Source organism: Enterococcus sp. 7E2_DIV0204, from assembly GCF_002140855.1.
Taxonomy (GTDB): domain Bacteria; phylum Bacillota; class Bacilli; order Lactobacillales; family Enterococcaceae; genus Enterococcus_L; species Enterococcus_L lemimoniae.
Genome location: NZ_NGKY01000001.1, coordinates 251,510 through 266,479 on the forward strand (window position 1 = coordinate 251,510; position 14,970 = coordinate 266,479).

The following is a 14,970-nucleotide window of genomic DNA, read 5'->3' on the forward strand; positions in this document are numbered from 1 at the left end:
TCTTCCTCCTATAGCTCTTGATAACATCCACGCTGGAGGTCATCGATCAATTGATAAACCTTCGCTTCCGTCAAATCAGCAAATACGGTATCCTTGATTTTGATTACAGGTCCTTTATCACAGGCACCAATACAAGGAATACTATGATACATAAACAGTCCATCCGGTGTTGGCTCATCTGCTGGAACTTCTAAAATCGTCTCCAAAACCTCTGCTAACATCGCTCCACCTGTAAAAAGACAGGGTGTACTATTACAAATTTTTAAGACATATTTTGCTTGCGGCTCTGTTTTTAAAATAGCGTAAAAACTTAAAATCTCGTACACTCGGGCTTGGGATAAATGCAAATGATCCCCAACTAGCTGCGCAGTTGCTTCATCAATATACCCTTCTTCGGAGCCATATTGAATGGCAATCAACATATTTAGGATACGCTGTGGGTCAGAATCATTTGCTAAAATAATCGCTTCCTTTTCTGCTAAACTTAATGAACTCATACTTTTTCTCTCCTATTTTCCACGTCATTCTCTGAAAAGCGAACACCGTTTTTTGCTTTGATTAGATTAAATGAACGAACTAACTTAGGCGTTTCCAAAATAATATCGGCTTGATCGATCACCTTGGCTGCCGTTTTTTTTAAGCTTTTTTGATTATTCATCATTACAAACAAACCAGGTTTAACCACTTCACGAATGGAATTCGACTCGCAAACGATTAAGGTATCTCTAGGGACATACTGTAGAAAAGTTAAAAAGCCTTCTAACAAATGATCATGAAAAACTTTTAATAGGTAAACCTTTTTGCAGCCTGCTTTTAATAATTGCATCGTATCCTTTGAACCAACACTATTCGATTCTTCAATCAACTCATATCCTTCATCAATACTTGTACAAATCCCGCATCCTGTTTCGCCACGCTGACATTTGCCACGAGCACCGCTAATGGTTATGATTTTTAAACCATAGATTGTAAACCGTTGATAATTTTCAGCAATAACCTTTTTAGCCATTGCCGTCTTGCCACTATTACGTCCCGTCGAACCAATTTGGATCATATTGTGGACCTCAATACTTTTCGTAAATACCATCAGGCTCACTCGCTTCCTTTTTTTCAGCCGTTACAAACATCAATGGAACTGCCAAAAATAAACTACCGCCAACCGCATTTCCTAAAAAAACAAAAACTGTATTGACAAGATAGTCCGACCATTGAATCCCACTCGCATTTGAAAAAATAGCTGCTGGTATGATAAAAGCATTTGCGACCACATGTTGAAATCCGCAAACAACAAAAACCATCACTGGAAACCACAGACCAAACATTTTACCAAGATACGTTTTGCCCATCGCACCAAGATAAACGGCTAAGCAGACAAAAATATTACAGCCTATACCCGAAATAAATGCAACAAGTGGCGGATCTGCGATTTTTGCTTGAGCAACTGAAATAGTCTTTTCTAAAAATGCTCCTTCCGTCAACCCAACAACATGACCAAAGAAATAAGCCACTAAAAAGCCACCAATACAATTTGTGAGCAAAACAATCAGCCAATTATAAAGCAACTCTTTACTGTTGATTTTTTTTTGCAAAACACCTAGCGTCATAACCATCATATTCCCCGTTGCCAATTCACCGCCAACAAAAGTAAGCGCTACCAATCCAATTGGAAATAAACACCCACCTAAAAATGTTGAGAAACCTCCCCAACTTTTCGGCATCGTTCCTGAGATTCTAATAAATGATAAATATCCTAGGGCGATAAAAAAGCCCGCCATGATTCCTAAAATACTCAATCGAATAAAAGATAACTGAGTTTTCGCTGCTGCTTTGTCTCCTAAACTTGTGACTACATCTTGACTACTCTCAAAATCCATCTGAAGCTCCTTTCATATAGACAATTTCATTGATTCCATAACATTAATTCTTTAGGCGAATTGACATTCTCCAAGCCAAAAGACGATTCCAAGGTAACTACTTTGACCAAAAAGTGCTCAAACTCTTTTCTAATACGCCAATCATTTGTCTGAAGTTGCTGTTTTAAAATAGTCAAACAAGTAACATGATAAAAAGCAAATAAAGGTTCTAAACGATTTTCTTGCTTACAAATAACTATGTCATATGACTCCATAGATTTTGCCATTTTTCGAATCAAATCAATATTCAAGTTAGGAATATCACAAGCTAGTAAAAATAAATAGTTTGTTTTTATATTTTCTAATGCCGTGACTAAACCACCAAGTGGGCCTTTTTCTGGATAGTGATCTTCTAGTATTGCAACATGAGAAAAAGCAGGTGGAAATTTACTTCGTTTGTTTGTCACTAATAAACTCTCTGGAAAGATTTTTTTTAACTGCTTCACCGTTCTAAGCAACATAAACTCTCCATCTAGTTGCAGCAAGGATTTGTCAAAGCCCATCCGAGAACTTTTCCCGCCACATAAAACGACGGCAGTACAATTGGTTATCTGGTTTATAATGCTTCACCTCTCACTTTAATACTGATCTAAAAACTAAATTTTTATAATGACTAAAAAATATTTTTTAGCAACAACTTTTATTCTATTATAAAACATCCTACCAACAAGTCAATTATTATTTTAGTATTTCTTACCTTGAATTGAATTTTTCTGTTTTTATTCCACAAAAAAATGCCTGAGCACTCAGTCTCAGACACTAAAAGTTATAGTCTATTTTATTTTTCTTAATCTAAAAGACGATTTTGTCCACTGATTGTTTGAATATCTGTAATATCCTGCGTGACTTCCAAACAACCTAAATACTCATCTTGATCATTTTTTAAAGCAAAGTAACGAATATAAATTTTTCTATCACGCATATCAATCCAAAAATCAGCGTCCGTTCTTTTACCAGCACGAAAATCATCTAAAATTTGTTGGACAATGTGCATGCTCTTTGGCGGATGACAATTGATGACTTCCCGCCCAATCACAGAAGTTGTTCGAGGGAAGACTCGGTTCTTTCCTTCTGAAAAGAAGCGAACCCGATCATTTTTGTCTACGAATGTTAAATCAACTGGTAAGACTTGGAACAACGAAACTAGCTCTTCAAGATTTAATACGCCTGTTGGCAAAACTACGTTTGCCTCAGATCCAGTACTTTCCCAATCAAAATACTGTTCATTTTCTTCATGAATGGACTCGTTTTTTATCTCCATTCCCTCTTTGATTGCTGCTGTATTGGCTTGTGCTTGTTGAACAGCTGCCAAGCGCTGCGGTTCTCGTTCTTGTTCACTTGCCCTCGCAGCTGCACTAGCTTTCCAAGGTAATGGCTCCGCAATAAAAGCATAGCCAATATCTTGACTATCGCGAGCAATTTTTTCCCAATCCTCTAATGTGAAAACATCCAACGTCATCGGGGTCATGATTTCTTCTTCTTTAAATATCATTTCTTCGATTTCGGTTTGGATATATTCAAGTTTTTCACGTAATGGATTGATAGCTGCTTTTTCATTTTTTAGATAGTCGATCACTGACTTTAGGGCTTCACGGATACTATCATCCACACCCCACATTACTTTAGGAGGTGCCGTAATGCCATATTTTTCCATATAAGAAAAAATCAGTGTTTCCTTTCGCGTATAATGGCGATTGATATTCTGCAAATCTTCCAAAGCAGCTAAAAGTCTTTGTCGTAAGCTCCAGTCACCTGTTTCGATTTTACTAAAAACCCACATAATTTCATCAACCAATAGCGATTGAATAACTTGATTTTCCAATTTTAATGTGTGGATAGGATGACCTGGCTGTTCATGCTCATAATTAGAGCGATGAATATCATTGATTGCCCCTTTAAACACCGCTGCATGAACATTACACAGGCTTTGAATTTCACTTGGATCTAAGCCACTGGAAATCAACGCTTTCTCAGCTGCTGTAATTTCTGAAACATCGATCCCATCAAATGATTGATCAAACATCTGTTTAGCTTGTTCAAATGAACCTCCCTGATGCAATAATGATAGGATTTCAACAATTTTTTTCTGACGCTCAACAGTCGTCGTAGTCATATATTATGCTCCTTTCAAAATAAATCCGTTGGCAGCAAACGCTGCTTTGATTGTTTCCATAGGAATTTTTTTCATTTTTGCCCCTTTTACTAAGGTCATATATCGTCCCGCAGTTTTCAACATACCTGGCTCTAAAATACTTTTGAAGCCTAATTCATACATGATTTGCGCTGTTTCTGGATAAGTGGTTACCATTTGCTGAACAGACTGATTCAAGTCAATCTCTTTCATGTTTGTTCTCACTCCTTCGCACTTATTGAGAACGATTCTCATTTAAAATCATTATACTTCATTTGTGATAAAATGCACGATATTTTTGAGATTATTTTACAAAAACAGGATTATTAGGGAACTCCCTTAGTTGCTTCTTTTAGAAAAATCAACTAATTCTGAAGAAATCCTACTGTATATAAGGTATACTAATAAAAGAAATAGCTTAGGAGGTTGGTATTATGCAGTACAAAATGACAGAAAATACTGTTTTTCCATTGGTTGAAGTGGATTTACGAACAAGAGAAAGTATTCAATTAGAGAGCGGTGCAATGGTCTATCACAATGGTGAGATCAATCTTGAAGGAAAAATGAACAGCAACGGAAAGTCAGGTTTAGGCGGCGCAATTCGTGCCTTGGGGCGTTCAATGTCCAGCGGAGAAAGCTTCTTTATCACAAAAGCATCCGGTTTAACGGATACCGCAAAAGTGGCTTTAGCACCAGCAACTCCAGGCGCCATCAAAGAACTCCAAGTAGGCTCTGAACATTGGCGTTTAAACACAGGTGCATTTTTAGCTTGTGATGCTAGCGTGTCTTACAATATGAAACGTCAAAAACTTAGTGGTGCAATCTTTGGTGGAACTGGTGGATTATTCGTGATGGAAACATCTGGTTCCGGATCGTTGTTGATCAATAGTTACGGGGATATCGTCGAAATTCATTTAGATGGTACCAAGCCTTTTGTAGTAGATAATCAGCACGTTGTTGCTTGGTCAGAATCCTTGGATTATAACATTAAAGTCGCTTCAGGTATTTTTGGTTTTACAACAGGTGAAGGTGTCGTCAATGAATTTCATGGCACTGGAACAATCATGATCCAGACAAGAAATATTGAAGGGTTAGCTGGTTTGATCAGCCCTTTTGTTAGTACCGGTTCATAAAAAAATAGAGCCTGGGACATAACTCAAAAAGTTATGTTTCAGGCTCTTTGGATCCGAATAAACGCTTCTTTTCCAACCTCTTCTTTTTTATTTATTCTTCTAGAAATCAGCAAATCCCGCTTCTTTTTCTTGTGAAAACAGGTGGTGTTTCTCTGCAATGATCTGATCGAAAAACAACACTTCCGACACACCATAATAAGGAATAACATAGACACTAGCTAATCCAAAACTAAAGAATGTTGCAAATTGCCACAAAACAAACGAATAAGAAAAAATTAAATATTCTAATTTATAGCCTTGCATCAAGGCTTGACTAAGTTGCATTGCTTCTTTTGCTGTTAATTCAGGGTCTTTTTTCAATAAATAGTTTGTCATGCCATAAGATAATTGTTTAATTACACCGGGAATTACAAATAATAATGACCATAAAAAAACATAGATCGTTACGAGTAGATTAGCACTCACTGTTCGTTTACCATTTTCACTAATAAAAGTTGTAAAGATCGATTTAAGGTTAAATTTACGACCTTCCACATTATCGATCGCTGCCCATTGCACCATACCACGATACAAAATAGTGACAAGCAATAACAGTAGCCCAAATAAAAAGACGAAGAAGCCGCTAAAACGTGTTTCAACTGTTGTTGTTTGTGTATAGGTAACCGTTCGTGTCGTATTCTTCACTGGTGATAAACTTGATTTATAAGAAATAGAGTCCAAATTTTTTCCATCATAAACATTTTCGTCATAATCATCCTCTTGATAAAGTCCATCATCATAACCTTCATCGTAACCATCAAAATAGCCGTCATCATACCCCTTTTGGTACTCAGTATTCGAGCGATTTGATTTTGCAGAATAGTCATCTTGCCAAGATTGGTAGTTATTTGACTGGTTCACCGTATTTTCTGGCACTTGGATCAGAGTCATTATAAAAAAGAAATAGATAAATAAGGCAACACTTGGAATAATAGCTAACAAGCTCCAGTTTCCATAGTAGCCATGCAGATGTTTTTGGGCCTTCTTTTTCAACTCACTTCGAATCATATTTCATTCTCCTTTTAACTTCTATAGAAGTTACTATGTATTTTATCGCTTTTTTAATTATACCTTGTAATCTATTGCCGTGCTCACTCAATTCCTTGGATCATTGTTAAAATTTCTGAGAAATAATGTCACCATCTAAAAAACTCACTGCGCTTGTCAGTGAGTTTATATGTTGGTTATTTCCAACGAATTGGGATTTGTCCTTCGCCAGCATAAGAAAAGTTTGGGCCTTTCTCTATACGCCAACTAAATGCCAAGTATTGTTCATCTCCGTTTAAATTATTCCATTCCAGCCATTCATCACTTTCACTATCCGAAGAATACTTCATTGTAGCTCCTTCAAATTGTTTTGATGGTACGATTGGATCAAATAATTGATAGGAAGTTGTCCCTTTTTTTAATGTGACCGTAGCCATTCTGCCGCGAGCACTGATTTCTATCTTGTTTAGCTTATCCAAATTAGATAAGGCAGAAATATCAGTTGGTAATGCTTGTGTGTACACTCGACTACGTTGTTCTTCATTATCTTCATAGCCATCAAACAACAATCGAATTGTTTCTAAATCTTTTAAATTTTTAAAACTATTTAACGTTAGTTGATTATTCGCTTCTAACATAACAGTCTTCAATTTTTTTAACGCTGCAAGTTCCCTAAAGCTATTAAAGTTCCCACCTTCTCCCTGAATCTGTTCGAGCGTTGTCATTTGCTCCATTCCAGCAAGGGAAGAATACTCTTCAAAATCTGTATCAAAGTGCGTTATATTTTGGATATCTGCTTTTTTCACTAGTCCGTAATGATCAAATAGTGTTGCTCTTTCAAGTAGATTTTTTTCATCTGATTCAGTTAATTGCTCAGATAACTTATCGAATTCATCATCAGAAATCAAGCCCTTTTCATGTTTCTCCATTAATTGTTCCATTTCAGCGCGATAACTTTTAGAATAAAAGGCGTCGACATCAGAAAATAAACCTTGCCTTATGCCATAATCATTAAAATAAGAATAAGGTGACTCATACATCGCTTCTGCTTCTTCAGATGAACCAATCGACAGTCCTAATCCTAATGCCAACACAACCATTGATGATTTCACTATTTTTTTCATCTTTTGACTCCTCCTTGATTTAACCCTTTTTGTACCAACGTTATAATTAACAATGATAACTACTATGTTATATAAAGTATTTAACTTTGTCTATATTTTCTGACAAAAAAATAAATGGCTAGATTTATTAAGTTATTTTAATTGTCCTACTAATGAAATAAAAACTGGAAGCGATGATTTTTCTTGAGATTGTTTGAATCGAGTCTCATTCTAAATCGAGTGAGACTCTACGTTGACTGTTGATACTTCAGAAGGTGCATTATTTCAATCTACTCACCCTAAACAGAGTGAGACTTTCCGCTTTTACTCCTTGGCCATATTCCCCCATTATTTCAATCCACTCACTTGATTTCATGGTCACTTAGGGTTCGCACCACAAAATAATGATTATCTATTAAAACATCAGCTTCTTGATCGTATCTGCAAGAAGTGTACTTGCTAAATTACTGAAAATATCAGAGCTAAATTACGCTGCATGCTTTTTCAAAAATGCCGCAACCTTTCCTTCATCCTTTGAAGTCGATTCCATTAATAACTCTGAACAAGCTCGAAACTCTTTACTATCTTGTGGAAGTTTTGTAAACGTTATCATAACCTCTGCAGAGAATTGCTCCCAATCGATTTCCTCATTCGTTCCATTTGTAACCTTATTATTATTGCCAATCACAACAGTTGAATTGTTGATACCACCAAAATCATTTCCTCTTATCTTCATTTCTTCACCTCATTATTATCACCAGATACGACTGTGCTATCATTGATACTTTGATCCATATTTATGACTTGATTATCGATCTGAATATTTTCTTGTTTCATATTGATCACTACTTTTTCTTTACTATACACATCATTGATACAATTTTCGATCACACCACGCGCTCGTTCCGCAAATGCCTCATTTTCACAATGGATCAAATAAGTAAAACCAGAATTTAAATTGACATAGATATAATATCCTTTATTTAAGTTACTCATAATAACTAAAAATATATAAAAACCGGTGATGATCATTCCTAATATGCCCCAAAAATAACCTTGAGCAAAGCCTCCTGTAAAAAAAATAAACAATAAAGCTGCTAGCCAAGGTATTTTTGAATCTGGTTCTGCCACAAATAATTGCGAAACATTACTAATTTGAATCGTTCGATCGTCAAATGCAATAACATTTTTTTCTACTGAAATCTGAGTAGGATCTATTTTATTCTTTGTGCTAGAGCTCAAATTCAGTTTCCCTAACATATCTACCATTTCCATTCAATTGCACTCCTTAAATTAATTTATTTTTTACAATTATACATAATAATAGCACAAAATAAAAAATTTTAGAATAACCTGCCAAACTTAAAATGAAATAATCACGAGTCCAAACAAAAATGTGGCTAGGACACAACTCAGCGAGTCATATCCCTGCCACATGGCATCTAAATAAATCATAGCTTATTAATTATAAAGTAACTGATTTCTTGATAAAATACTAGCCCTATATAATTTTTCCCCTCTTGATAAGCCTAACTTTTGGGGGGCGGTTCAAAAGTTAGTTTTCTTTTTGTTAAACACGTTAATCCCGAATAAACGACGGGAGCAAACGGTCTTCCATGATTCGAGGATCGTAGTGAAACGAGAACCGGAGATGCAAAAGCAACTACTACACTTCGTTTCGATCACATTGTTGCAAATTGCTGTGAATCACGAAAAATGAAGTGATTCGATGATGCACAATACAAGGTGTTTGAAGGACATCTTGCTTCCTTTATTTTCTAAGTGCTGAAACACTAAGATTTAAAGGCTTCGGAAACAATAAACCAGCATTCACAAAAATTCGGGGAACACCAAGTAGGTACTAATCATCATCAGTTCATAAACTTACTGTGATTCTTGGCAATTTTCGTGAATGCTGGCTTATTTATCGAGACTAGACACTTCTGTCCCAACTTCCTTTGTTCGCTTAACAATTTTCTTAATTTTTTTACGCATAACACCATTGTTTTATCTCTATCTGAGCCGTACCATTTTCTGCAAACACATCAAGGTAACGACTGTCCTCTTTTGGAAAAATCCGACTGGAAAAAACGGCTTCTCCATCGTTTACAAAGACTTCAATTGACGATTGATCCAGAAAAACAGTTAGTTGAACAACTGATTGCTGGTAAGTCATTTTTCTCACTGTACCATAATCAGTGGCCACAGGGATTCCTGAACGAGTACGATCTAGACTAAAATACTCAGCTACTTGATCCAATAAACACACTGTTTCTTCATCATCCCCCACTCTAAAAGCAATTCCTACCCGTTCTGCCGTCCCTACATTGATTGAGATTCGGTATTCTCCAACCTCAGAATAGATTGTTTTTAATCGTTCACGACTACTCACTACTTTTATCTGGTGCTGAGTTGTTTTTACTCGTTTTTGCTTTAATTCCTGAAGTGGCTGTTGCTGAATTTGGCCATTTTTTATAGATAATTCCCTTGGAATCGTTAAACAGTTTGCCCAGCCATCATGATCACTTGGATACACTGTATCAGGTAAACCCATCCAGCCAATCAAAATTTGTCGACCATCAGGCGTTTGTGTGGTTTGAGGTGCATAGAAGTCAAAGCCTTTATCCAACTCTTGAAACGAATCTGTATCAAAATAACCTACATGCTCATCAAACTTACCAATAAAAACACCCGAATGATAAATATTCTGAAAATCATTGCCTTTTGGTTTTAAACCTTGCGGTGACAATAATAGCACCTCTTGACCTTGAAGTGAAAAATAATCTGGACATTCCCACATAAAGCCAAACGAATCATGATTTGTTTTTAGTTCCTGTTTAAATTTCCACGCCTTCAAATCATCTGACACATAAACGAGGAGACAGCCTTCCAACGACTCTCGCTGTGCACCAACTAGCATGTAATAGTGATTGCCTTTTTTGAACACTTTAGGATCTCGAAAATTATGTGTGTACTGTTGCGGAGGTCCACTGATAACTGGTTCCGCTAACTTTTCTATTTTGCCATCGCTTGAAAGAATCGCTAAGCATTGAGAAGAACGCCGTTGCCACTTTTCATCTCGATGATTTCCTGTGTAAAATAAATACAATTGATTATCATTCACGAGACCAGTTCCAGAAAATATTCCATGGGATTCATGAGGAAATTCTGGCATTAAGGCCACACCTTCCTCTTGCCAATTCACTAAATCGGTACTGGTTAAATGATACCAATGCTTCATTCCATGGACGGCTCCAAACGGAAACCATTGATAAAATAGATGGTACTTGCCATTATAATAGCAAAATCCATTTGGATCATTCAACAAACCATAATTAGGCTGAATATGATACTTTTGCCGCCAGATACTCTTTGCGACTTTTGCTTCTAATACTGACAGTTCCCCATCCTTGGCATCCGTTATCGCTCGATAGCGTTGTGCATTGGTCCAGCTCATTGTTCTGCTCCTAGATACTCATCATCTGACATCATCACTTCTTTTGGCACACCAAATAGATACGTCAACACAAACGACAAGAAAAAGATAAAAATCCCAACCACAATATAGGTCACTAATTGATAAGAGCTATAAATATACATCAATGGTGACAAAATTACCGCTAACCCATATGAATTCGCTTGCACGTTTAGCAACGATAAAACAGCGCCGCCTAATGCAGAACAACCTAACATGATCCCAAGAGGTTTCATCCCATAGCGAATCGTGATCCCGAATAGCGCTGGCTCACTTACACCTAAAAGTTGTGTCACACCAGCACTCGTTCCGATCACTTTTACATTCTTATCTTTGGCCTTCACACTCACAGCAAAACTCACAGCTGCATTGGCAAAGCCATACATCGCACAAAGTGTAATCAGTGGATTAAAACCAGTTGTTGCTAATAAACTTGTTTCGATCATAATAAACAAGTGATGCATCCCTGTCATAACAGCTAGCGGATATAAAAAGCCAATCAGCAAACCACCAATCCCAAAAGGCAATTTGATCAATCCTGTAATCAAGTAAACTAAACCACTTTCAACAAAGTGTAAAATTGGTCCTAAAACCAATAGCCCTGTCAACAACATCACCAAAATGACCACAAAAGGTGTAAACATCAAATCTAAGGAATTTGGCATTTTTCGACGTAACACTTTTTCCAATTTCGCACCTAGTAACCCAATAACTAAAGCGGTTAAGACACTTCCTTGATATCCTACAATCGGAATAAACCCAAATGCGATCAACGGTTCAACACCACTATTGATGTCTGCCACAGAATAAGCATTCGGCAACATTGGCGACACCAACATCAGCCCAATCACGAATCCAATGATCGGTGTACCACCAAACTTCTTAAACGCTGACCAACAGATCAGCGCAGGTAAAAAAGCAAAAACAGTATCCGTCAGAACGCTTAAAAGAACCAACACAAACTCAGGGATTTTATCGGTAGATGTTCCAAAAAAAGCTAAAACACTTTCGTTTAAAAAGACGCCTTTCAACCCTAAAAATAACCCAGTTGCCACGATTCCTGGAATAATCGGTACAAAAATATCAGAAAGCGTCCGAATCGCGTGTTTGATTGGATTGTTTGTTTTTTTCATTTCTTCTAAAGAGGTTTCTTTTTCCAATAAATCATGATTGTTTTGAACCAGCGAATCATAAACTTTATTCACGATGCCAGTACCTAAAATGATTTGGTATTGTCCAGCATTAAAGAATACTCCTTTTACTTGATCGATTTTTTCGATTTTTTTATCATCGATTAATTCACGGTCTTTTACTTCCAGACGCAAACGTGTCGCACAATGGGTGATCCCTGTAATATTTTCTTCCCCGACAACATCGATGATCTCTTCTCCGATTTGTTTGTAGTTAATTGCCATTGTCACTCACCTCATTTATTTTTTTAAATAAAACACTTTGATAAGGATGGAGCTTTAATTCATTTCCCTCAACTGCTAAATCATCATGGGAATCTAAAAGTAAATCAAACATTCTCTTTTCGAAGGGAATTAGTTCCTCCGTATCACTTAAATTAGTATATGAATATACCTCAGTTTTTTTAAATACACGTTTATATGCAACAATATTATCTGGCACATTCTCTAAGAAAATAATTGTCCCCTTTGTTAAAGTATCACTTACTATTCCTTGTTGTCTAAGTTCGATCATTTTTTTGTAATGTGCTAATACTTGGTTCTGCTGTGCATTTCGACTTGGATATTCTTCTGTCATCGCAAGCCATGGCGTCGTCGTTGAAAATCCTCCGTATTGACTATCATTCCAAGGAAATGGCGTACGTGTATTATCCCGGCTCCGTTGATTGACAAACTCCATTGCTTCTTCTGGCGTAAAGCCTTCTTGAATTGAACGATGATAATTATCGATACTTGAGATATCATTAAATTGATCGATCTTGTTGCGTTCCGCATTTTGCATTCCAAGCTCTTGGGCTTGATAAATAAATGGCGTTCCTCGTAAAAAGAAATAGAGCATACCTAACGCTTTAGCAGCTTCATCCGTTTGGTACTTAGGTTTGATAAATTTAGAGACAGCACGCGGTTGATCGTGGTTTTCAATGAAATTAGCACCCCAACCATTGGCTTGTAAGACTTCTTGGGATCGTTTCAATTTCTCTTTAAATTTCTTCGTTGTCCAATTCGTTCGTTTAAACCAATCAGAACCAGATTCCACATCAATATCTGAATAATTAAAATCAAAGATCATCGAAAAATAGCCATCATCTCCAATAAAATCCCCATATTCCTCATAAGGAACACCTGGCGCTTCCCCAACTGTGACACAATTGTATTTCTCAAAGGTTTCTCTTTTCAGTTCATTCAAAAACACGTCAATCCCTGGCCGATTCCGGGTTTTACTTTTACAAGAAGCTAAACCATCTACCCCATCAGCTGGTAAACTGGCAAAATCTTGATCCTTCTTGATAAACGTAATCGAATCGATCCGAAAACCAGCAATGCCTTTTTCTAGCCAACGATTAATCATTCCGTATAGTTCTTGACGTAATGCTGGGTTCTCCCAATTTAAATCGGGCTGTTTTTTATCAAAGGCATGGAAATAATAGACCTCTTCATCTGGCAGCTTTTCCCAAACTGAACCGCCAAAAATCGAGCGCCAGTTATTTGGTGCAGTTTTCCCTTCTTTAAAAATATAATAATCTCGATACGGACTTTCTTGGTCTTTTAATGCTGCTTGGAACCACGGATGTTCATCTGATGTATGATTGATAACTAAATCTAAAATCACTTTGATTCCCAGTTCATTCGCCTCTTCTAACAATTGATCAAAGTCAGCCATAGTGCCAAATTCAGGATTGATTCCTTCAAAATTAGAGATATCATAGCCATTATCCACCATTGGTGACGTAAATATCGGACAGATCCAAATCATGGTAATCCCTAATTCTTTCAAATAAGGCAACTTCTCTCGAATCCCTTGAATATCACCTATTCCATCATTGTTTGAGTCCTTAAAACTTTTGGGATAAATCTGATAAATCACTTCTTTTTCCCACCATTTTTCGTCTTTCATTTCTATATTCACTATTTATTCATCCTTTCACCATTTGTGGTATCGATATCATATTTTCGCAAGAATAAATCCACCTAGGTGGACTTACGCTCAATTAGCGATAAAATAAGCTCTTGTTTATTTACTTTGTAGGTTGTTCCCTCAATCAACGCAACTATTAATTTCGTTGATTCGATTCCTAAAGCGGTTGTTGGCTGATTGATGGTAGTTAGCGGGACGGCAATAATACTTGTGCTTGGCTGATTATCAAAACCTAATACCGCCAAATCCTCTGGTACACGCAATCCTTGCTGAAGTACTTCTTGGATAATTCCAATCCCAACCTCGTCACTTCCACTAAACACAGCATCTGGCCGCTCCTTTTTAGGTAGAGCCAATAATTCTTTTGCTACTTTTTGACCATCTTCCATGTTATGAACTTGTTTAAAAATCCATTTGTTTTTGATAGGTAAATTATGTTCAGCAAGTGCACGTTCAAATCCCTTCGTTCGACGCTGACCATGTCCACCAATGGTTAGATTCCCACCGGTACAATAAGCGATTTTACGATACCCTTTTTGAACCAGATAATTGGTTGCTTCATAACTGATTTCTTCTTGATTAGTAGAAATGTTTGGAATACCTGTTCCATCTAGCTTTTCATTACACAAAACAATTGGGCCATATTTTGAATACCCATCAATTACTTGTGAATCGCTTTCAATAGAGGTCATGATAACACCAGCAACAACTTGTTGTTTTAAATACTCCAGCATTTTCAACTCTGCTTTTGGATCATCATACGTTTGCATGATCAACAGCTGGTAACCATATTCTTTTGCTTGTTTTTCGATTGCATCCACTAAATAAGAAAAAAAGGGATTCGTGATTCTTGAAATCAACACACCGATCGTCGTACATTTTTTTGAGCGAAGTTGTGTTGCAATCGCACTCGGCGCATAGTTTAGTTCATCCATTGCTTGTTGTATTCGTTCTTTTTTATCATCTGAAATATACGGATGATCATTCAAAAAACGTGAAACTGTCGAAACCGATAAACCAGCTTTTTTTGCGACATCTTTGATCGTTGCCATCTTTTTCTCCTTTTATGATATCGATATCATAA

The 14,970-nt window shown here is 36.7% G+C and carries 15 protein-coding genes; 1 reads left to right on the forward strand and 14 read right to left on the reverse strand.

The genetic code is table 11. The features are described 5' to 3' along the window. Positions 1-8: 8 nt before the first annotated feature. The 6 genes from A5819_RS01225 to A5819_RS01250 all read right to left on the reverse strand — a co-directional run bounded on the left by A5819_RS01225 (position 9) and on the right by A5819_RS01250 (position 4,257). Positions 9-497: an NAD(P)H-dependent oxidoreductase subunit E gene (locus tag A5819_RS01225; RefSeq protein ID WP_086280806.1), complete on the reverse strand. Its 489-nt coding sequence runs from the start codon at positions 495-497 to the stop codon at positions 9-11. Beyond that, positions 494-1,087, reverse strand: coding sequence for a hypothetical protein (locus A5819_RS01230; RefSeq protein ID WP_254907182.1), 594 nt, complete (start codon positions 1,085-1,087; stop codon positions 494-496). Before A5819_RS01230 ends, A5819_RS01225 begins: the two co-directional genes overlap by 4 nt. After that, positions 1,065-1,874 carry a formate/nitrite transporter family protein gene (locus tag A5819_RS01235; protein ID WP_086280800.1) on the reverse strand — a complete coding sequence of 270 codons (810 nt, stop codon included), beginning with the start codon at positions 1,872-1,874 and terminating at the stop codon, positions 1,065-1,067. Before A5819_RS01235 ends, A5819_RS01230 begins: the two co-directional genes overlap by 23 nt. Positions 1,875-1,900: 26 nt before the next feature. Next, positions 1,901-2,476, reverse strand: coding sequence for a molybdenum cofactor guanylyltransferase (locus A5819_RS01240; RefSeq protein ID WP_086280797.1), 576 nt, complete (start codon positions 2,474-2,476; stop codon positions 1,901-1,903). Between the two features lie 224 nt (positions 2,477-2,700). Further along, complete coding sequence (locus A5819_RS01245; RefSeq protein ID WP_086280794.1) at positions 2,701-4,026, reverse strand: DUF438 domain-containing protein; 1,326 nt, start codon at positions 4,024-4,026, stop codon at positions 2,701-2,703. A gap of 3 nt (positions 4,027-4,029) precedes the next feature. Next, the gene (locus A5819_RS01250; protein ID WP_086280793.1) at positions 4,030-4,257 is read right to left on the reverse strand and encodes a DUF1858 domain-containing protein; all 228 of its coding nucleotides are present in this window, start codon (positions 4,255-4,257) and stop codon (positions 4,030-4,032) included. 221 nt (positions 4,258-4,478) lie between these two features. On the opposite strand from A5819_RS01250, the gene A5819_RS01255 reads away from it, so the two are divergent. Beyond that, the gene (locus A5819_RS01255) at positions 4,479-5,177 is read left to right on the forward strand and encodes a TIGR00266 family protein (RefSeq protein WP_086280790.1); all 699 of its coding nucleotides are present in this window, start codon (positions 4,479-4,481) and stop codon (positions 5,175-5,177) included. Positions 5,178-5,276: 99 nt separating this feature from the next. On the opposite strand, the gene A5819_RS01260 is transcribed toward A5819_RS01255, so the two are convergent. From A5819_RS01260 to A5819_RS01295, 8 genes are all read right to left on the reverse strand, one after another. After that, on the reverse strand, positions 5,277-6,224 hold the full coding sequence (locus A5819_RS01260) for a DUF975 family protein (RefSeq protein ID WP_086280787.1): 948 nt from the start codon (positions 6,222-6,224) through the stop codon (positions 5,277-5,279). A 176-nt stretch (positions 6,225-6,400) separates the two neighbouring features. After that, the gene (locus tag A5819_RS01265) at positions 6,401-7,327 is read right to left on the reverse strand and encodes a hypothetical protein (protein ID WP_086280784.1); all 927 of its coding nucleotides are present in this window, start codon (positions 7,325-7,327) and stop codon (positions 6,401-6,403) included. A gap of 466 nt (positions 7,328-7,793) precedes the next feature. Next, positions 7,794-8,042, reverse strand: coding sequence for a hypothetical protein (locus tag A5819_RS01270; RefSeq protein ID WP_086280780.1), 249 nt, complete (start codon positions 8,040-8,042; stop codon positions 7,794-7,796). Beyond that, a complete protein-coding gene (locus tag A5819_RS01275) occupies positions 8,039-8,581 on the reverse strand; it encodes a hypothetical protein (RefSeq protein ID WP_086280777.1) in 543 nt (180 codons plus the stop codon). The genes A5819_RS01270 and A5819_RS01275 overlap by 4 nt, the downstream gene beginning before the upstream one ends. 712 nt (positions 8,582-9,293) lie before the next feature. Next, positions 9,294-10,763, reverse strand: coding sequence for a sucrose-6-phosphate hydrolase (locus A5819_RS01280; RefSeq protein ID WP_086280773.1), 1,470 nt, complete (start codon positions 10,761-10,763; stop codon positions 9,294-9,296). Continuing rightward, entirely contained in the window at positions 10,760-12,196 is a 1,437-nt protein-coding gene (locus A5819_RS01285; protein ID WP_086280770.1) for a PTS transporter subunit EIIC, read from the reverse strand. Before A5819_RS01285 ends, A5819_RS01280 begins: the two co-directional genes overlap by 4 nt. Continuing rightward, positions 12,186-13,865 (reverse strand): alpha-glucosidase, encoded by a 1,680-nt coding sequence (locus A5819_RS01290; protein ID WP_254907291.1) that lies wholly within the window; start codon positions 13,863-13,865, stop codon positions 12,186-12,188. The genes A5819_RS01285 and A5819_RS01290 overlap by 11 nt, the downstream gene beginning before the upstream one ends. 74 nt (positions 13,866-13,939) lie before the next feature. After that, a complete protein-coding gene (locus tag A5819_RS01295) occupies positions 13,940-14,938 on the reverse strand; it encodes a LacI family DNA-binding transcriptional regulator (RefSeq protein ID WP_086280765.1) in 999 nt (332 codons plus the stop codon). Between the last annotated feature and the right edge of the window lie 32 nt (positions 14,939-14,970).

Coding starts and splice junctions, on each gene's coding strand:
- A5819_RS01230 (WP_254907182.1), bottom strand. CDS start 1,087: ATGGTATTTACGAAAAGTATTGAGGTCCACAATATGATCCAAATTGGT.
- A5819_RS01290 (WP_254907291.1), bottom strand. CDS start 13,865: ATGAAAGACGAAAAATGGTGGGAAAAAGAAGTGATTTATCAGATTTAT.
- A5819_RS01270 (WP_086280780.1), bottom strand. CDS start 8,042: ATGAAGATAAGAGGAAATGATTTTGGTGGTATCAACAATTCAACTGTT.
- A5819_RS01280 (WP_086280773.1), bottom strand. CDS start 10,763: ATGAGCTGGACCAATGCACAACGCTATCGAGCGATAACGGATGCCAAG.
- A5819_RS01260 (WP_086280787.1), bottom strand. CDS start 6,224: ATGATTCGAAGTGAGTTGAAAAAGAAGGCCCAAAAACATCTGCATGGC.
- A5819_RS01225 (WP_086280806.1), bottom strand. CDS start 497: ATGAGTTCATTAAGTTTAGCAGAAAAGGAAGCGATTATTTTAGCAAAT.
- A5819_RS01285 (WP_086280770.1), bottom strand. CDS start 12,196: ATGGCAATTAACTACAAACAAATCGGAGAAGAGATCATCGATGTTGTC.
- A5819_RS01235 (WP_086280800.1), bottom strand. CDS start 1,874: ATGGATTTTGAGAGTAGTCAAGATGTAGTCACAAGTTTAGGAGACAAA.
- A5819_RS01255 (WP_086280790.1), top strand. CDS start 4,479: ATGCAGTACAAAATGACAGAAAATACTGTTTTTCCATTGGTTGAAGTG.
- A5819_RS01295 (WP_086280765.1), bottom strand. CDS start 14,938: ATGGCAACGATCAAAGATGTCGCAAAAAAAGCTGGTTTATCGGTTTCG.
- A5819_RS01265 (WP_086280784.1), bottom strand. CDS start 7,327: ATGAAAAAAATAGTGAAATCATCAATGGTTGTGTTGGCATTAGGATTA.
- A5819_RS01275 (WP_086280777.1), bottom strand. CDS start 8,581: ATGGAAATGGTAGATATGTTAGGGAAACTGAATTTGAGCTCTAGCACA.
- A5819_RS01245 (WP_086280794.1), bottom strand. CDS start 4,026: ATGACTACGACGACTGTTGAGCGTCAGAAAAAAATTGTTGAAATCCTA.
- A5819_RS01250 (WP_086280793.1), bottom strand. CDS start 4,257: ATGAAAGAGATTGACTTGAATCAGTCTGTTCAGCAAATGGTAACCACT.